Source organism: Microbacterium resistens NBRC 103078 (assembly GCF_001552355.1).
Classification (GTDB): domain Bacteria; phylum Actinomycetota; class Actinomycetes; order Actinomycetales; family Microbacteriaceae; genus Microbacterium; species Microbacterium resistens.
This window is the reverse complement of sequence record NZ_BCRA01000107.1, coordinates 1-16142: the sequence shown is the minus strand read 5'-3', so window position 1 is coordinate 16142 and position 16142 is coordinate 1. Positions and strand designations below refer to the sequence as shown.

The following is a 16142-nucleotide window of genomic DNA, read 5'->3' as shown; positions in this document are numbered from 1 at the left end:
CCCCTGAGCCGACGCCGACGCCGACACCCGAGCCCACGCCGACACCAACACCCGAGCCCACGCCGACGCCCACGCCCACGCCCACGCCCACGCCCACGGTGGACCCGCAGCCGACGCCCGAGCCGACGCCCACGCCGACGCCCGAGCCAGGCCTTCCCGACGGCTCACCGACCATCGTGTCCGCGTCAGTCGCCCTGGACCTCGACATCGTGACGCACATCACTGTGACCGTGTCCGGCGCCCCGGGCGCGACAGTGCAGCCGTACATCGACGGCCGCACCGCGGGGACCTCTTCGACGGTGCTCGGCGAGGACGGCACCGGATCCGTCGAGCTGCGTCCCAGCCTCCTCCAGCTTCTGGTCAACGCTCAGGTGGATCTCCGATACACCCACGGAGACGAGCAGGGACCGCCGACCGTGACGACCCTGTCGCGGCTGCTCGCCCTCGCCGGATCGGCAGGAACCGAGCCGACCACGCCGCCGACGGAGGAGACCGGCCCGGGCTCCGAGGGACCGGTCACGGACGAGCCCCCGCTTCCCGCACCGGATCCGGCACCGTCGGACCCCGTGGAGGACGACGCCCCGCCGGCCGCGCCGGCCGAGGACACCGTGCCGGTGGATCCGCCCGCCCTCATCGCCCCCGACCCCGAACCGGCGGCTCCCGTCGAGGAGCCCGAGGTCGCGGAGCCGGCCCCGGCGGTGCCCGCGGACGACCCGCCGGAGGGCGCCGAGACGCCAGTGCTCACCGGCGAGCCGGCGCCCGCAGGATCCGTGGAGACACCCGCGACGCTCACGGCGCTTCCCGCGCCCGTGCGCACCACGGACCCGTGACGCAGAGCTCATCCCCGTTACCCCGCGGCCGCGTCTGCGGCCGATCCGTCCGGCGGTAGGATGGAGACCATGTCCGCCACACCGTCGACCGCGCCCGCTGCGGGCATGACGGCCCGCGTCACCCCTCTCGACATCGTCCGCGTGGTGATCCTCCTGGTCGCCGTGGGGTCGCTGGTCCTCTGGGGTCTCGTGGCGTGGTCCCTGCCCTGGAACATCGTGGCGGCGATCGGTGCCCCCGCGATCGTCGTCCTGGTGTGGGCGCTGTTCCTGTCGCCGCGCCCGGTGCTGGCGGTGCACCCGTTCCTCCGTGCCGCTGTCGAGCTCGCGGTCTACGCGGGCGTCACGATCGCCTGGTGGTCTCTGGGGCAGACGTGGATCGGCCTCGGCTTCGGCGTGGTCGCCGTCGCCGCGGGCCTCGTCGCCGGTCGACGCGCGCTGGACTGAGCGCATGGGCGTCGAGGGGTCCTCGGGCGCGGACGCCGTGGTGGCGCGGCTGCGCGCACGACTGGGCGCGCGCGTGGATCTGAGCCCCGCGAGCCTCGAGGCCGCCCGCGCCGATCGCTCGGGACATTCCTCCCCCGGCGCGCCGCTGGCCGTCGTGCACGCGGAGTCCGTGGCGGACGTCCAGGAGACGCTGCGGATCGCCCACGAGACCGGCACCCCCGTGGTGACGCGCGGCGCCGGGACGGGGCTCGCGGGCGCCGCCGGGGCGGGACCCGGCGAGATCTCGCTGTCGACCCTCCGGATGAACCGGATCCTGGAGATCCGCCCGGACGATCTGCTGGCCGTCGTCGAGCCGGGAATCCTCGGCGGCGACCTCGGACGCGCTCTGGCCCCCCACGGCCTCTGGTGGGCACCGGACCCCGCGAGCCGTGAGATCTCGACCGTCGGCGGGAACATCGCCACGGGGGCCGGCGGCCTCCTGTGCGCCAAGTACGGCGTCGTCCGGGACGCCGTCCTCGCGATCGACCTGGTCCTCGCCGACGGCCGGCTGCTGCACCTCGGCCACCGCAGCGTGAAGGGCGTCACCGGCCTCGACCTCACCTCTCTCGTGATCGGCTCCGAGGGTGTGCTCGGCGTCGTCGTCGGCGCGACCCTCAAGCTGCGGCGGACGGTGCCCGGCTCGCCCTGCACCGTCGCGGCGACCTTCGCCGACATCCGCGCCGGGGCCGTCGCCTCCGCCGCCGTCACGGCCTCGGGCGTCCAGCCCGCCATCATGGAGCTGATGGACGCCGCCAGTCTCGCCGCCGTCCACCGCCTGCTGGGTCTGGACGACCCCGCCCCCGGCACCGCGCAGCTCACCATCCAGACCGACGGCCCGGCCGCCGCGGGCGAGGCGGGCCGGATCGCCGCTGTCCTTCGCGACGCGGGCGGGACCGTCTCGGTCTCGCACGATCCCGAGGAGGGCGAACGCCTCCTCGCGATCCGCCGCTCCATGCACCCGGCCATGGCGGCCCTCGGCACGACCCTCATCGAGGACGTCTCGGTGCCGCGCAGCGCCCTCGCGCCCATGTTCGACGAGATCGCCCGCATCGAACGCGCCTACGGCCTCACGATCCCCACGGTCGTTCACGCCGGCGACGGCAACCTGCACCCGAACTTCATCTTCGACGGCCCCGAGGTTCCGCCGCGGATCTGGCAGGCGGCGGACGAGCTGTTCCGCGCCGCGATCCGCCTGGGCGGGACGCTGACGGGCGAGCACGGGATCGGCACCCTCAAGAGCAGATGGCTCGCCGACGAGCTCGGCGAGGACCAGTGGGAGATCCAGCGCCGGATCGCCCGCGTGTTCGATCCGGCCGGGATCCTCAATCCGGGCAAGGTCTTCGCCGCACGAGGAGGAACGAATGCCTGACATCCACGTGAGCGCGGCGGTGGTGACCGACGGAGCCGGCCGCGCGCTGGTGGTGCGCAAGAACGGCACCGAGCGGTTCATGCAGCCCGGCGGCAAGCCGGAGCCGGGCGAGACCGCGGCGCAGACCCTGGCGCGCGAGCTGGACGAGGAGCTGGGTCTCCGGGTCTCCCTCGACGAGCTGCGCCCGCTCGGGGTCTTCGTCTCCGCCGCGGCGAACGAGCCGGGTCACCGCGTGGTCGCGACGGCGTTCGCCCTGCGCGCGGAGGAGACGCAGGTCACCGTCCAGGCGGAGCTCGCGGAGTTGCGCTGGATCACTCCCGACGAGGCGTCTGCCCTCCCCCTCGCCCCGCTCAGCGAGGAGCATCTGCTCCCCCTCGCCTGGTCCTGACGCCTTCCAGCGTTTCGTCTCGTCGCTGCGCTCCTCGCTCAACGACCGGAGGAGGGGTGTCGGTCGTTGAGCGAGCGCAGCGAGACGAAACGCCCCAGCCCCGGGTCACCGCGTTTCGTCTCGTCGCTGCGCTCCTCGCCGCGTCGGTCGTTGAGCGAGCGAAGCGAGACGAAACGCCCCGCAGCCCCGGGTGAGCGCGTTTCGTCTCGTCGCTGCGCTCCTCGCTCAACGACCGGAAGAGGTGTTGTCGGTCGTTGAGCGAGCGCAGCGAGACGAAACGCCCCGCCCCCGAGTCACCGCGTTTCGTCTCGTCGCTGCGCTCCTCGCTCAACGACCAGCAGGGGACGACCGGGAGCCGAGCGGAGCGATGGCCTCGTCCGACGCGCTGGCATCGGGCCTGGCGGGAGCCGACCGAAGACGGCGGGGGACCGCGCGACGGACGAGGCCATCGCGCAGCGGCCGCACCCACCCCGCGGACCCGGGTCACCACGTTTCGTCTCGTCGCTGCGCTCCTCGCTCAACGACCAGCAGGGGACGACCGGGAGCCGAGCGGAGCGATGGTCTCGTCCGACGCGCTGGCATCGGGCCTGGCGGGAGCCGACCGAAGACGGCGGGGGACTGCGCGACGGACGAGGCCATCGCGCAGCGGACCGCACCCCGGGTGAGGGCGTTTCGACTCGTCGCTGCGCTCCTCGCTCAACGACCGAGAATCAGCCGCATCCCGCGGGTCAGATCCCCTGCCAGGCGGGCTTGTGGGCGAAGGTCCACCGGTAGTAGTCGGCGAGCTTGAGCTTCGATGCCGCCGCCTCGTCCACGACGACGGTGGCGTGCGGGTGCAGCTGGATCGCGGACCCGGGCAGGAACGCCGAGAGCGGTCCCTCGACCGCGTCGGCCACGGCCTGCGCCTTGCCCTCGCCGAAGGCGAGGAGGACGAGGTGGCGCGCCTCCAGGATCGTTCCGAGCCCCTGTGTGATGCAGTGCATCGGCACGTCGTCCAGCGAGTCGAAGAAGCGCGCGTTGTCCTCCCGCGTCTGCTCCGTGAGCGTCTTGACCCGGGTGCGGGACGCGAACGAGGAACCCGGCTCGTTGAAGCCGATGTGCCCGTCGGTCCCGATGCCGAGCAGCTGCAGATCGATGCCGCCCGCCTCGGCGATCCGCGCCTCGTAGTCGGGACCCGCGTGCGCGATGCCGTCCTCGGCGCCGTTCGGCACATGCACGAGCGCCGGGTCGAGCCCGAGCGGCTCCACGACCTCGCGGGTGATGACGGAGCGGTAGCTCTCGGGGTGGGCCGGGTCCAGGCCGACGTACTCGTCGAGCGCGAAGCCGCGGACGCGGGACACGTCGACGCCTGCGAGCCGGGCGCGCAGCGCCTCGTACACGGGAAGCGGCGTCGACCCGGTCGCCAGGCCCAGCACGGCATCGGGGCGGGAGGCGATCAGCTCCGCGATCTCGTCGGCCACCAGCGCGCCGGCGCGCTCCTTGCTCTCGACGATGACGACCTCAGCCATGGACCTGTGCTCCCTCTTCGTGATGACTCTGCGCGGCACCGACGGTTCCGCTCGTGACGTGCGCCGCACCGATCAGCGCGGCTCCCCAGGCCGCCGCCGGGGATCCGGAGGGCAACAGCTCCATCCTTTCATCCAGCCGCAGCGACCGGAGGAACGGTGACACGGCGGCCTCCTGACGCAGGCGCGCGACGACGTCGTCGCGGAGCCGGTCCCCGAGGGCTGTGATGCCGCCGCCGATGACGACCGTGTCGACGTCGACGCCGAGCACGAGAGCGCGGATCGCGGAAGCCGTCCCGTAGGCGATGCCCTCCCTCAGCTCCTGCGCGAGGGGATCGCCCTGCTCGGCGGCGTCGAACACGTCCCGGATGGGGAGCGCACCCGGTCGCCCCCAGGCCTTGGCGACCGCACCGCCGCCGCAGAGCGTCTCGATGCAGCCGCGCTGCCCGCAGCCGCACACGCGACCCTGCGGGTCGACGGAGAGATGGCCGACCTCGCCGGCGGTCCCGCGCGCGCCGCGCCACAGGCGACCGTCCACGACGATCCCCGCCGCGACGCCCGTGCCGAGGTTCAGGTAGGCCATCGACCGCGCGTCGCCGCGGAGCGCGCCGGCTCCGAGCGCCGCTGCCTTGACGTCGTTCTCCACCGCGACGGCGACGCCCAGGGCGGCGCCGACCGCAGCGGCCAGATCCAGCTCCTCGACCCCGAGGTTCACGGCGTGCAGCACCCGCCCGCCCTCCGCGTCGACCAGGCCCGGGATCCCGATTCCCACGGAGGAGACGTCGGACGCGGCGAAGCCGCCCTCGTCGGCGAGGCGGTCGACCGCCGCGAGCACGGTGGAGACCACCGCGTCCTTGCCCCACCCGGTGGGGATCCGCACGCGCGCCGCGACGGCGTCGTCGGGGGTGAGCGCGACGGCGTCCGTCTTGGTACCGCCGACGTCAAGACCGAGTCTCATCGACCGGGCATCCTCCTTGGAGCCGGTCTGCGCAGACGCGGCCATCAGTGCGCGACCACGCGGTCGCGGTGCGAACGGGCATCCGACACGTCAGGACACTCCCAGCTGCCCCGAGAGCACCATGACCGCGGCGCCGCGCAGCACGATGTCCTCCTGGGCCGTGAGACGGATGACGATGTCGTCGAACACCCCGGCGAGCGTCCTCGCGTGCAGCGTCGCGCGCGTGGCGTCCAGGAGGATGCCGTCAAGCAGCTCCGCGGGACCGGACAGCACGATCTCGGAGAGGTCCAGCGCCGCCACGATCGGGGCGATCCCGACCGCCAGGCGCGTGCCGGCGTCCCGGAGGACCCCGTACTGCGCGTCGTCGTCGGGGGCCTCGGCGAGCCGGGCGCGGAGATTCGTCGCGCTCAGCCAGGCCTCCAGGCACCCGTCCTTGCCGCAGACGCAGCGCGGTCCGCCGTCGGTGCCCACCACGACGTGACCGATCTCACCGGCGGCAAAGCGGCTGCCCACGAGAGGCTGGCTGCCGGAGATGAGCCCGGCGCCCACACCGCGCCCGATCTTCACCAGCAGCATGTCCGACCGCGCCGCCCCGAACGTGTACTCCGCGAGCACGGCGGCGTTCGCGTCGTTGCGGACGAGGACGGGCAGGTCCAGCGCGGCGCCGAGCAGTCGCTCCAGCGGGAAGTCCGTCCAGCCCAGGTTCGGCGAGCTGAGCACGACGCCGTCAGGACGGACGATCCCAGGCGCCCCGACGCCGACACCGAGGATCGGCACCTCCGAGAGACCCACGAGATCCTCCGCGAGGGCGCGGATGGCCTCGTACGCGGCCTCCCCTCCCTCCGGCCGCGGGACCTCCCGCCGCACGACGACCTCGCCGTCCAGGCTCAGCAGGGCGCCCTCGAAGACGCCAGGGCCGGACAGGTCCAGCCCGACGATGCGGTGTCCTCCTCGGTCGATGTCGACGAGGATCGGGGGCTTTCCGGGGCCGGTGGTCTCACGGATGCCCTTCTCGACCACGATGCCGTCGGCGATGAACTCCGCGACGAGGTCCGAGATCGTGACGCGCGTGAGTCCGGTCACGCGCGACAGGTCCGCCCGGCTCATCGCGCCCGCGTGGTACAGGGTCTGCAGCACGAGCGAGCGGTTGTGCCCGCGCGCGTGCTCCGGCAGCACCTTGCCTCGCGGGCGCAGCTGACGGGCGGATCCGAACGCGTGCGGATCCGGGGCGAAGACCGGATCCGGGACGCCTCCTGCGACGGATGGGCGCGCGACCGAGCCCTGTCCGGGAACCGAGTTCCCGGAAGGGTGCTGATCATCCGACACGGGCATGTTTGTTAGTAGACCTTACGAACAAAAGTGGCGCAACCTTGACCTCCCGCGATTCGCGCAGGGTTATCGAAACGTTACTGGATGGGTCCGTCCCCGGGCCAGCGCGCGGGCTCCTCCTCCGCGGCCGCCCGCTCCAGGATCCCGGCGACGAGACCGGCGACGATCTCCGCCCGGCGCTCGACGCTGATGGGCTTGCCGGGGACGCCGGGCCTCCGCTGATCCGGCGTCGGGCCGTCCAGCGGGCGATACCGGACGCCGGCGGCGGCGAGGCGCCGCAGCGCCGCGGGAACACGGCGGGCGAACCCGGCGTACTCCCCCGGTCGCCCGCCGCGCCACAGCCGCTCGGCGATGGCCAGCAAGCGGGGGAACACGGCGAAGTCCACCCGGTCGCGCGTGGGCAGGTGCTCGGTCCAGACGTTCGCCTGGCCGCCCTGCACCCCCTCCGGGAGGGTCAGAGTGTAGGCGTGCTCCAGGGTGAGCGGCGGACCGACCGGCACCGGCTCGTCCGGGGACTCCGACTGGCGGTAGTCGAGGTACACCTCGAGGTCCGGGCACGCCACCACCTCGATGTCCCGCCGCAGGGCGTCGGCGAGCGCGACCGGACCGCGCCACGCGAGCACCCGGGTGCCGTCCGGTACCTCTCCCTCCAGGACTTCGTCCCATGCGAGCGCGCTCCGCCCTCGGGTCCGGACGTGATCCGCGAAGGCGCGGGTGAACCAGGGCTGCACCGCGGCCGGCCCGGTCAGTCCGAGCTCCGCCATCCGCGCCTGCGCCGCCGGGCTCTGCGCCCACTCCGTGGTCGGCACCTCGTCACCGCCGATCCCGATCCACGGCGAGTCGAAGACGTCGCACAGAGCGTCGATCGCCGCGCGCCCGAAGGCGAGCGCCTCCTCGGTCGGGGCCAGGACGCGGGGGTTCACCCCGAACCGCTCCCACGGGCCGTCCGGCGCCGGGGCCACATCGAGGTTGCCCAGCTCCGGGTAGGCCGCGAGCGCAGCCTGCACGTGACCGGGCAGCTCCACCTCGGGGACGATCGTGATGAACCGCTCCGCGGCGTAGGCGACGAGCTCGCGCAGCTCCGCGGTGGTGAAGAATCCCTCGTGCACGCCCGGCTCGACCGTCGCCTCCGGTCCGTGCCCCCGCTGCGTCGCCTCGCGCCGGGCGCCCACCTCGGTGAGCCGCGGGTACCCGGGGACCTCGAACCGCCATCCCTGGTCGTCGCTCAGGTGCAGGTGCAGCACGTTCAGGTGCAGGGCGGCGAGCTGGTCGAGCAGGCGACGGATGTCGGCGGCGGGGCGGAAGTGACGCGCGACGTCGAGCATCAGTCCGCGCCACGCGTACGCCGGCGCCCCCTCCCAGGTCCCGGCGGGGATCCGTCCCTCGGCGGTGTCGGGATCCCGCAGCTGGCGCAGGGTCGTCGCGCCGCGGAACACCCCCGCGGGGGTCGCCCCGCGGACCTCGACGCCGGACGCCGCCACGGTGATCCGGAACGCCTCCTCCCCGACGCGCCCGTTCCGCTCGGCATCGGCGCCGACCTGCGGGTCGACGACGAGCACGATGGGCGCCGCCTCCGGGCGCGGCTGCGTCCCCTCGAGCATGCGGGCGATCCCGCCGAGGGCGTCGCCCGCGCGCACCGGCGTCGACGGAGTCCACCGGAAGGGCTCGGTCTGCGGGTCGATGCCGACCGCGTCGATCAGCGGGACGGTCGCGCGGTGGGCGGGCGGCGCCATCCGCAGCGCACGCCCTGGGGTCGCCCCCGTGGGCGCCCCGTCGCGCACCACGGGCACCCCGCCGACCAGCACCTCGACGATGCCGACCGGCGCTGCGCGCGGATCGTCGAAGGACGCGCCGGCGGCGATGGTGTCGGGGTCGAAGAGCACCAGGTCCGCGGTGGCGCCGGCGCGGATCACCCCACGCGGGGCGTCGCCGCGGTGCAGCCCGAGCCGCTCGGCCGGGGTGCCCGACAGGTGCCGGACCGCCTCCTCGAGCGTGAGCACGCCGAGTTCCCGGACGTAGTGGCCGAGGTAGCGAGGGAACGTGCCGTGCCCGCGGGGATGGGGCTTGGCGCCCACGAGGATCCCGTCGCTGCCGCCGGTGTGCCGCGGGTGGCGCATGATCGCGCGCACGTTGTCCTCGTCGCCGATGTGCATGAGCACCCCGGTCGCGCCGCCGTCGGCGACGACGGTGTCCAGGACGACGTCGACCGCCCGGCGCCCCTCGCTCTGGGCGATCTCGGCGATGGTCCGCCCCACGAGCCCGGCGAGGTCCGCAGACGCGGTGCCGGAGACCTCGATCGCCGCCCAGTCCGCCCGCTCGCCGTGGAACCCATCGGAGCCCTGTTCCTCCAGCTCCACGCGCACCGCCTCGCGCCCGGCGTCGTCGAGGGCGGCGACCGCCGCCACGACGTCCCCGCCGGCCGCCAGCCTGCTCGGCAGCAGAGCGGAGAGGGTCGTCGCGCCCGGGAGGTAGGGATACGTGTCGAGCGTGACGTCGACGCCGTCCGCGAGCGCGGCGTCCACGAGCGCCAGCAGCTCGTCGGCGCGGCCGCGGTTCGGGGCGAAGTTCATCGTCGCGTGCGTGAGATGGATCGGGCATCCCGTCCGACGGCCGATGTCCAGCGCCTCGGCGAAGGCGTCCAAGGCGGCCGCGCCGTAGCTGCGCGTGTGCGGCGCCCAGTATCCGCCGCGCTCCGCGACGATCCGGCACAGGTGCTCGAGCTCGGCGGTGTCGGCGTACATGCCCGGCGTGTAGGTGAGGCCGCTCGACATGCCGAACGCCCCGGCGTCGAGCGACTCCTCGAGGATCTCGCCCATCCGGCGGAGCTCCTGCGCCGTCGCCGGGCGGTTCTCGTGTCCGACGACCATCATCCGCAGATTGCCCTGCGGCACGAGCACGGCGACGTCGCCCGCCGTCCGCGCGTCGATCTCGGTGAGGAACGCGTCCATGGAGCGCGCCGCGACCGTCTCCGGCCGACCGTTCCAGCCCGCGATCTGCGCCGCCACGATCGGGGCGGACGCCTCGTCGAGCGGGGCGTAGCCGAGCCCGTCCTGCCCGATGACCTCGCACGTCACGCCCTGGAGCAGCTTGGCGGTGTGCGCGGCGCCCGCGGTGACGGCGAGGTCGCTGTGCGCGTGCATGTCGATGAAGCCCGGCGCGATCACGAGCCCGGCGGCCTCGACCTCGACGGTGCCGACCGGCAGCCCTTCGGGTGAGGTCGACGCGTCCGGATCGGCCGCCGGCGGACGCACCGCCACCACCCGCTCCCCCTCCACGAACACGTCCGCCACCACGCGCGGCGCCCCGGTGCCGTCGACGACGGTCGCGCCGCGGTACACGCGCGTGCGCCCCTCCGCGGCGAGCACCGCGCTCAGATTCAGCGGCACCGTGTCGTGCGGATCCAGCGGAAGGCTCTGCGGGCGCGCGGATGCGTCCGCGGCCCGGGGACGGGGGGTGTCGAGGCTCACAGCACCACGCTATCCGGCCGCGGCCGCGGTCCGTGTCCCGCGCGTCGACGACCTAGGCTGGAGGCCATGACTGCCAAGACCCGTGTCTCCACCGACGCCGCCCCCGCTCCCGCCCACACGTTCTCCCAGGGCGTCCGCAAGGGGCCGATCGTCCAGGTGTCCGGCCAGGGCCCGGTCGACCCCGCGACGAACGAGTACCTGTACCCCGGAGACGTCGCCGCCCAGACCACCCGCACCCTGGAGAACGTCAAGGCCATCGTCGAGGCCTCCGGGGCGAGCTTCGACGACGTCGTGATGCTGCGCGTCTACCTCACCAAGCGCGAGGACTTCGCGATCATGAACGACGCGTACGGGGCGTTCGTGACGGCCCACACCACCAGCGGCGTCCTTCCCTCGCGGACGACTGTCTTCACCGGCCTCCCCCGCGAGGAGATGCTCGTGGAGATCGACGCGCTCGCCGTCGTCGACCCCGCCTGAGCGCGGACGCCACAGCATGACTCGTCGTCTCACCGCCCTCGCTCTGGTCGCCGGGGCCGTGCTCGGCCTCACGGGGTGCGCCGGCCAGGTGGCGCCGGGAGCCGCACCCGATCCCGGCGCCACCGGGGTCTCCGACGCCTGCGCGGAGATCGGCGCGGTCCTCGCCGACGGCAGCGGTGCGCTGCAGGGGCTGATGACCGATGCCGTGACCGACCCGCAGGGGGCGGTCGGCACCGTGCGCGCTCTCGCCGACCGGCTCGGAGCCGCCGTCACCGCGGCCGGTGACGGCGACGTCGCCGATGCGGGCGCCGCCGTGCACGGGAGCTATCTCCGCCTCACCCGGCTCGTGGAGAAGGCCGTTGCGGAGAACGATCCGTCCGCGTTGGGCGGGATCGGCGACGTGCTGACCGAGCTGTCGGCGAACGCGAAGGCGTTCACCGACGTCTGCACCGGCTGAGCGCGCCTGGCCCCGTCGCCCCCGGGATCCCCGTGATCCCGGGGGCGACGCCGCTTTCGGAGCCCGTCGCGGCATCGAGACGACTCAGCCTTCCGTTGCCTTTCCGTTACCACGGTCGCGTACCATGAGCAAGAAGTGGTCAGGGGACCACGGGGGGTGTGAACATGACGGATCTCGCGACCGAGCAGCAGCCGGCGACCGACGCGACGCGGGTCGGTGATTCCGTGTCGGCATCCTCCGCCGCCGACGGCGCGTCGACCGACAGCACCGCCGGATCGGGCGGCGACCGTCCCGTCGAGTGGGCGCCCGCCGAACCGCCGCGGAAGAAGCGACGCCTGGGCCTGTGGATCGGGCTCGGCGTGGGCGTGCTCGCGCTCGGCGCGGGTGCCGCCTCCACGATCCTCATCGCCCCCGGCGTCACCGTGGCGGGAGTCCCGATCGGCGGCATGACCGTGGGCGCCGCGGCCGAGGCCCTCAGCGCCCGGGTCTCCGACATCGACGTGACCCTGACCGGGGCGGACAAGGACATCACCGTCAGCGGCTCCGACCTCGGTGCGCGCATCGACGCGCAGGGTCTCGCGGAGGCGGCCTTCGCCGCGCACCCGATGTGGAACGTCACGTCGTGGCTGCCCGACCCTGTCGCCGGCGACGTCGAGCTGGACCCGGCCACGACCGACCGGGTGCTGCGCGCGGAGGTCCCCTCCTCGTACACGGCCGCCGTCGACGCCTCCGTCGTCTTCGATCCCGCGTCCAAGACCTACACGACCACCCCCGGCGAGAACGGCACCGGCATCGACGTGCCCGCGCTGTCGGCCGCATTCGCCGAGGCCGTCGCCGCGGGCGACAAGGGCGTGACCTTCGACGCCGGCCCCACCACCGTGGAGCCCCCGGTCACCCAGAAGGACGCCCAGGCGTTCGCCGACTCGCTCAACGCCATGCTCGGCACCGTCGGCTTCTACGTCGGCACCGAGCGCACCGTGCCCGTGGCTCCGGAGGTCGCCGCCCGCTGGCTGTCCGTGTCGGCGGTCGACGGCGAGCTCCAGGTGGACGTGGACCGCGCCGCGATCCAGCAGACCGTGGACTCCCTGCCCGGAGTCGTCAACCGTGCACCGGTCAACGCCGAGGCGATCGTGAACTCCGCCGGCGAGGTCCTCGACACCGTCACCGAGGGGGTCAACGGCCGCGAGCTGGGAGACACGTCCCACGTCGCGGCGGACTTCGCGAACCAGCTCGCCAAGGATGCGAACGGCGTCTTCACCCTCCCGGTCAAGGAGGTGCCGTTCACCGCCGACAACCGGCACCGTGTGATCGACGTCAACCTCGCGACCCAGACGGTCACCGCGGTCGAGAACGGCAACGCGGTGAACTCCTGGTCGGTGTCCTCCGGGCGAGACGAGTTCGCCACCCAGACCGGCAACTACGCCGTGAACTGGAAGCTCTCCAGCCAGGACATGGGCAACAAGGACACCACCAAGGCGCCCTACTACTTCCAGCCCGACGTGAAGTGGGTCATGTACTTCAACGGCGACGAGGCTCTGCACGGCGTCTACTGGCACAGCAACTGGGGCACGCCCATGAGCCACGGCTGCGTGGGCATGCCCGAGGACGCGGCCCAGTGGCTGTACAACTGGTCGCCCGAGGGCGTCGAGGTGAACGTCCACTACTGATCGCCCTCCGCACCGCCGCGCGCGGTGCGGAGACACGAGGAAGGGCGGGGGCCGAAGCCCCCGCCCTTCCTCGTGTCCGGCGGCTCAGGCCAGCGCGTCGATGATCCCGTTCAGCGTCGCCGAGGGGCGCATCACCGCATCGACCTTGTCCGCGTCAGGGCGGTAGTAGCCGCCGATGTCAGCGGGCTTGCCCTGCACGGCGACCAGCTCGGAGACGATCTCGTCCTCGTGCCGGCTCAGGGACTCTGCGACCGGGGCGAAGGCCGCGGCGAGCTCGGCGTCCTGGGTCTGCGCCGCCAGCTCCTTCGCCCAGTAGAGGGCCAGGTAGAAGTGGCTGCCGCGGTTGTCGATCGTGCCGAGCTTGCGCCCGGGCGAGCGGTCCTCCTCGAGGAACGTGCCGGTGGCGGCATCGAGGGTGGTCGCGAGGATCCGCGCCTTCTCGTTGCCCGTGCGATCCGCGTAGTGCTCCAGCGAGGCGGCCAGCGCGAAGAACTCGCCCAGCGAGTCCCAGCGCAGGTAGTTCTCCTCCACGAGCTGCTGCACGTGCTTGGGAGCCGAGCCGCCCGCGCCGGTCTCGAACAGCCCGCCGCCGGCGAGCAGCGGAACGATCGAGAGCATCTTGGCGCTCGTGCCCACCTCGAGGATCGGGAACAGGTCGGTGAGGTAGTCGCGCAGCACATTTCCGGTCACCGAGATGGTGTCCAGGCCGTGACGCATGCGGGCGAGCGTGTACCGCGTCGCCTCCTCCGGAGCGAGGATCGTGATCGTCAGGCCCTTGGTGTCGAGCGTCGCGAGACCCTGGTGCACCTTCGCGATGATCTGCGCGTCGTGCGAGCGGTTGGCGTCGAGCCAGAACACCGCGGGAGCGCCCGTGGCGCGGGCGCGGGTGACCGCGAGCTTGACCCAGTCCATGACCGGGATGTGCTTGGTCTGCGTCGCGCGCCAGATGTCGCCCTTGCCGACCTCGTGCTCGATGAGGACCGTGCCTTCGCTGTCGAGCACCTGGACGATGCCGTCCGCGGCGATCTCGAACGTCTTGTCGTGGCTGCCGTACTCCTCGGCTGCCTGCGCCATGAGACCCACGTTCGGGACCGTGCCGATGGTGGCGGGGTCGAGCGGGCCGTTCGCGATCACGTCGTCGATCACGGCCTGGTAGACGCTCGCGTAGGACGAGTCGGGGATGACCGCGATCGTGTCGGCCTCCTCGCCGTCCTTGCCCCAGAGCTTCCCGCCGTTGCGGACCAGGGCCGGCATGGATGCGTCGACGATCACGTCGCTCGGCACGTGGAGGTTGGTGATCCCCTTGTCGGAGTTCACGTAGGACAGGCGCGGGCCCTGGGCGATGGCGCTGTCGAACGCCGCGACGATCTCCTCGCCGCCCGCGACGTTCGCGAGACCCGCCAGGATCGATCCGAGACCGTCGTTCGCGCTGAGTCCGGCCTCGGCGAGCTGCGTGCCGTACTGGTCGAAGACGTCCGCGAAGAACGCCTTCACCACGTGGCCGAAGATGATCGGGTCGCTGACCTTCATCATGGTGGCCTTGAGGTGCACCGAGTAGAGCACGTCGTCGGCCTTGGCCGCCTCAAGCGTCTCGGCGAGGAACGCGTCCAGCTCCTTCGCGGAGAGGAACGTGGCGTCGATGATCTCGCGCGGGAGGACCTTGAGCCCCTCCTTGAGGATCGTGACGGTGCCGTCCTTCGCGATGTGGCGGAAGGAGAGGACGTCGTCGTGCGCGGCGACCCAGGAACGCTCGTTGTGCTTGAAGTCGTCGTGGCCCATCGTCGCGACGCGGGTCTTCGAGCCCTCGGCGAACGGCTTGTTGCGGTGCGGGTGCTTCTTGGCGTAGTTCTTGACGGCCAGCGGAGCACGGCGGTCGCTGTTGCCCTCGCGCAGCACCGGGTTCACCGCGGAGCCCTTGATCCGGTCGTAGCGCGCGCGCACGTCCTTCTCGTCGACGGTGGCGGGCTCGTCCGGGTAGTCCGGCACGTCGTAGCCCTTCTCCTGCAGCTCCGCGATCGCGGCCTTCAGCTGCGGGATCGACGCGGAGATGTTCGGCAGCTTGATGATGTTCGCCTCGGGCAGGGTGGCGAGCCCGCCGAGCTCGGCCAGCGCGTCGCCGACCTGCTGCTCCGGCGAGAGCTGCTGCGGGAAGGCGGCCAGGATGCGCCCGGCGAGCGAGATGTCGCGGGTCTCCAGGTCGGCGCCGGCCTGGTGCGCGAAGGCACGGACGATCGGCAGGAGCGAGGCCGTGGCCAGAGCCGGTGCCTCGTCCGTATAGGTGTAGATGATGGCGTCGTCGGTCACCGGGTTCTTCTCCGTCTCACGAGGTCATTTGTCTCGATACCAAGATACCTGAGCGGCCCCCGGCATGAACTTCCTCCGAGTTCGGACAACCCTGTCTCCGGCGGACCGGGAGGGGTTAGCCTGGGTCCATGACGGAACTGCGCCTGGTCGAACTGTCCGCCTCGACGATCGTCGCCGTGAACAACCTGTCCCTGAAGCCGGGCCAGGAGCAGTTCCTCGCCCCCGTGTCCTACGGGATCGCCGCCACCGTGATGAACCCGCAGACCTCCTGGCAGCGCGTCGTCCTGGACGGCGACGAGGTCGTCGGGTTCGTCAGCGCCAACTTCGACCCCGAGGCCCCGGAGGAGCACTTCCGTTCGGTGCTGTGGCGGATCAACGTCGACGCGGACGACCAGGGTCGCGGCGTCGGCCGGTTCGCCGTCGAGAACCTGATCGCGGAGGCGCGGGCGCGCGGTTTCGACCACGTCGACGTCATCTACGAGGCCGGGGAGAACGGCCCCGAGGCGTTCTTCCACCGGGTCGGCTTCACCCCGGTGGGCGAGACCGAGTACGGCGAGGTCATCGCCGAGGCGCGTGTCCCGCAGAACTGATCGCCGAGCGCGAACAACCGCACCGCGCGGCGTGATCCCCGATCACCCGGCGGTGTGATCCACTAGACCGGCGGCGGGGCTTCGGATCCCCCTCCCCCACCGAGGCCCCGTCGCCTTCCTCCGTCTCAGCGCGGGCGCCGCCCGCGCCCCCGGTCCTCGTCGTCGTCGTCGCGGCCGCGGCGGCTCCGCTCGTTCCAGGCCGCGAACGCCGACGCTGCCGCACCGGCCGCGCGATCCAGGGCGTCGGCGGACATCGCGATCATCTGCTGCGCGGCGTCCTGCCACCCCGCCGCACGTTCGTCGCGGAGCACGTCCTCG

The 16142-nt window shown here is 72.8% G+C and carries 13 protein-coding genes and 1 pseudogene; 8 read left to right on the top strand and 6 right to left on the bottom strand.

Annotation, left to right across the window (positions count from 1 at the left end):
- The 4 genes and pseudogenes from MR1_RS20640 to MR1_RS15590 all read left to right on the top strand — a co-directional run.
- Positions 1-830: pseudogene (locus MR1_RS20640) on the top strand (hypothetical protein); the annotation flags it as partial.
- Between the two features lie 69 nt (positions 831-899).
- Complete coding sequence (locus MR1_RS15600; RefSeq protein ID WP_067248964.1) at positions 900-1274, top strand: YrdB family protein; 375 nt, start codon at positions 900-902, stop codon at positions 1272-1274.
- Positions 1275-1278: 4 nt separating this feature from the next.
- Positions 1279-2682, top strand: coding sequence for an FAD-binding oxidoreductase (locus MR1_RS15595; RefSeq protein ID WP_067248963.1), 1404 nt, complete (start codon positions 1279-1281; stop codon positions 2680-2682).
- Positions 2675-3070 carry an NUDIX hydrolase gene (locus MR1_RS15590; protein ID WP_067248960.1) on the top strand — a complete coding sequence of 132 codons (396 nt, stop codon included), beginning with the start codon at positions 2675-2677 and terminating at the stop codon, positions 3068-3070. The genes MR1_RS15595 and MR1_RS15590 overlap by 8 nt, the downstream gene beginning before the upstream one ends.
- Positions 3071-3798: 728 nt before the next feature.
- Here the strand turns inward: MR1_RS15590 and nagB are convergent.
- From nagB to MR1_RS20440, 4 genes are all read right to left on the bottom strand, one after another.
- Positions 3799-4578 carry a glucosamine-6-phosphate deaminase gene (gene nagB / locus MR1_RS15585; protein ID WP_067248957.1) on the bottom strand — a complete coding sequence of 260 codons (780 nt, stop codon included), beginning with the start codon at positions 4576-4578 and terminating at the stop codon, positions 3799-3801.
- Entirely contained in the window at positions 4571-5533 is a 963-nt protein-coding gene (locus tag MR1_RS15580; protein WP_084344787.1) for an ROK family protein, read from the bottom strand. Before MR1_RS15580 ends, nagB begins: the two co-directional genes overlap by 8 nt.
- 90 nt (positions 5534-5623) lie before the next feature.
- A complete protein-coding gene (locus MR1_RS15575; RefSeq protein WP_084344785.1) occupies positions 5624-6865 on the bottom strand; it encodes an ROK family transcriptional regulator in 1242 nt (413 codons plus the stop codon).
- Positions 6866-6939: 74 nt separating this feature from the next.
- Positions 6940-10242, bottom strand: coding sequence for a family 20 glycosylhydrolase (locus MR1_RS20440; protein ID WP_067248972.1), 3303 nt, complete (start codon positions 10240-10242; stop codon positions 6940-6942).
- 153 nt (positions 10243-10395) lie between these two features.
- On the opposite strand from MR1_RS20440, the gene MR1_RS15565 reads away from it, so the two are divergent.
- From MR1_RS15565 to MR1_RS15555, 3 genes are all read left to right on the top strand, one after another.
- A complete protein-coding gene (locus MR1_RS15565; RefSeq protein WP_067248955.1) occupies positions 10396-10806 on the top strand; it encodes a RidA family protein in 411 nt (136 codons plus the stop codon).
- A 16-nt stretch (positions 10807-10822) separates the two neighbouring features.
- Positions 10823-11263 (top strand): hypothetical protein, encoded by a 441-nt coding sequence (locus MR1_RS15560; RefSeq protein WP_067248950.1) that lies wholly within the window; start codon positions 10823-10825, stop codon positions 11261-11263.
- Positions 11264-11427: 164 nt separating this feature from the next.
- Entirely contained in the window at positions 11428-12930 is a 1503-nt protein-coding gene (locus MR1_RS15555; RefSeq protein WP_067248948.1) for a L,D-transpeptidase family protein, read from the top strand.
- Positions 12931-13014: 84 nt separating this feature from the next.
- On the opposite strand, the gene MR1_RS15550 is transcribed toward MR1_RS15555, so the two are convergent.
- Positions 13015-15234 (bottom strand): NADP-dependent isocitrate dehydrogenase, encoded by a 2220-nt coding sequence (locus MR1_RS15550; protein WP_067248945.1) that lies wholly within the window; start codon positions 15232-15234, stop codon positions 13015-13017.
- Between the two features lie 128 nt (positions 15235-15362).
- Between MR1_RS15550 and MR1_RS15545 the strand changes: the two genes are divergently transcribed.
- Positions 15363-15824, top strand: a complete 462-nt coding sequence (locus tag MR1_RS15545) for a GNAT family N-acetyltransferase (RefSeq protein ID WP_067248931.1) — start codon at positions 15363-15365, stop codon at positions 15822-15824.
- Between the two features lie 125 nt (positions 15825-15949).
- Here MR1_RS15545 and MR1_RS20195 read toward each other — a convergent pair.
- On the bottom strand, positions 15950-16142 hold a 193-nt coding region (locus MR1_RS20195; RefSeq protein WP_169797704.1), incomplete at its 5' end, for a hypothetical protein.

Bases quoted from the DNA above. Each gene is read 5' to 3' on its own strand.
- MR1_RS15560 (WP_067248950.1), top strand. From the start codon at position 10,823: ATGACTCGTCGTCTCACCGCCCTCGCTCTGGTCGCCGGGGCCGTGCTC.
- MR1_RS15595 (WP_067248963.1), top strand. From the start codon at position 1,279: ATGGGCGTCGAGGGGTCCTCGGGCGCGGACGCCGTGGTGGCGCGGCTG.
- MR1_RS15565 (WP_067248955.1), top strand. From the start codon at position 10,396: ATGACTGCCAAGACCCGTGTCTCCACCGACGCCGCCCCCGCTCCCGCC.
- nagB (WP_067248957.1), bottom strand. From the start codon at position 4,578: ATGGCTGAGGTCGTCATCGTCGAGAGCAAGGAGCGCGCCGGCGCGCTG.
- MR1_RS15545 (WP_067248931.1), top strand. From the start codon at position 15,363: ATGACGGAACTGCGCCTGGTCGAACTGTCCGCCTCGACGATCGTCGCC.
- MR1_RS15575 (WP_084344785.1), bottom strand. From the start codon at position 6,865: ATGCCCGTGTCGGATGATCAGCACCCTTCCGGGAACTCGGTTCCCGGA.
- MR1_RS15555 (WP_067248948.1), top strand. From the start codon at position 11,428: ATGACGGATCTCGCGACCGAGCAGCAGCCGGCGACCGACGCGACGCGG.
- MR1_RS15600 (WP_067248964.1), top strand. From the start codon at position 900: ATGTCCGCCACACCGTCGACCGCGCCCGCTGCGGGCATGACGGCCCGC.
- MR1_RS15590 (WP_067248960.1), top strand. From the start codon at position 2,675: ATGCCTGACATCCACGTGAGCGCGGCGGTGGTGACCGACGGAGCCGGC.
- MR1_RS15580 (WP_084344787.1), bottom strand. From the start codon at position 5,533: ATGAGACTCGGTCTTGACGTCGGCGGTACCAAGACGGACGCCGTCGCG.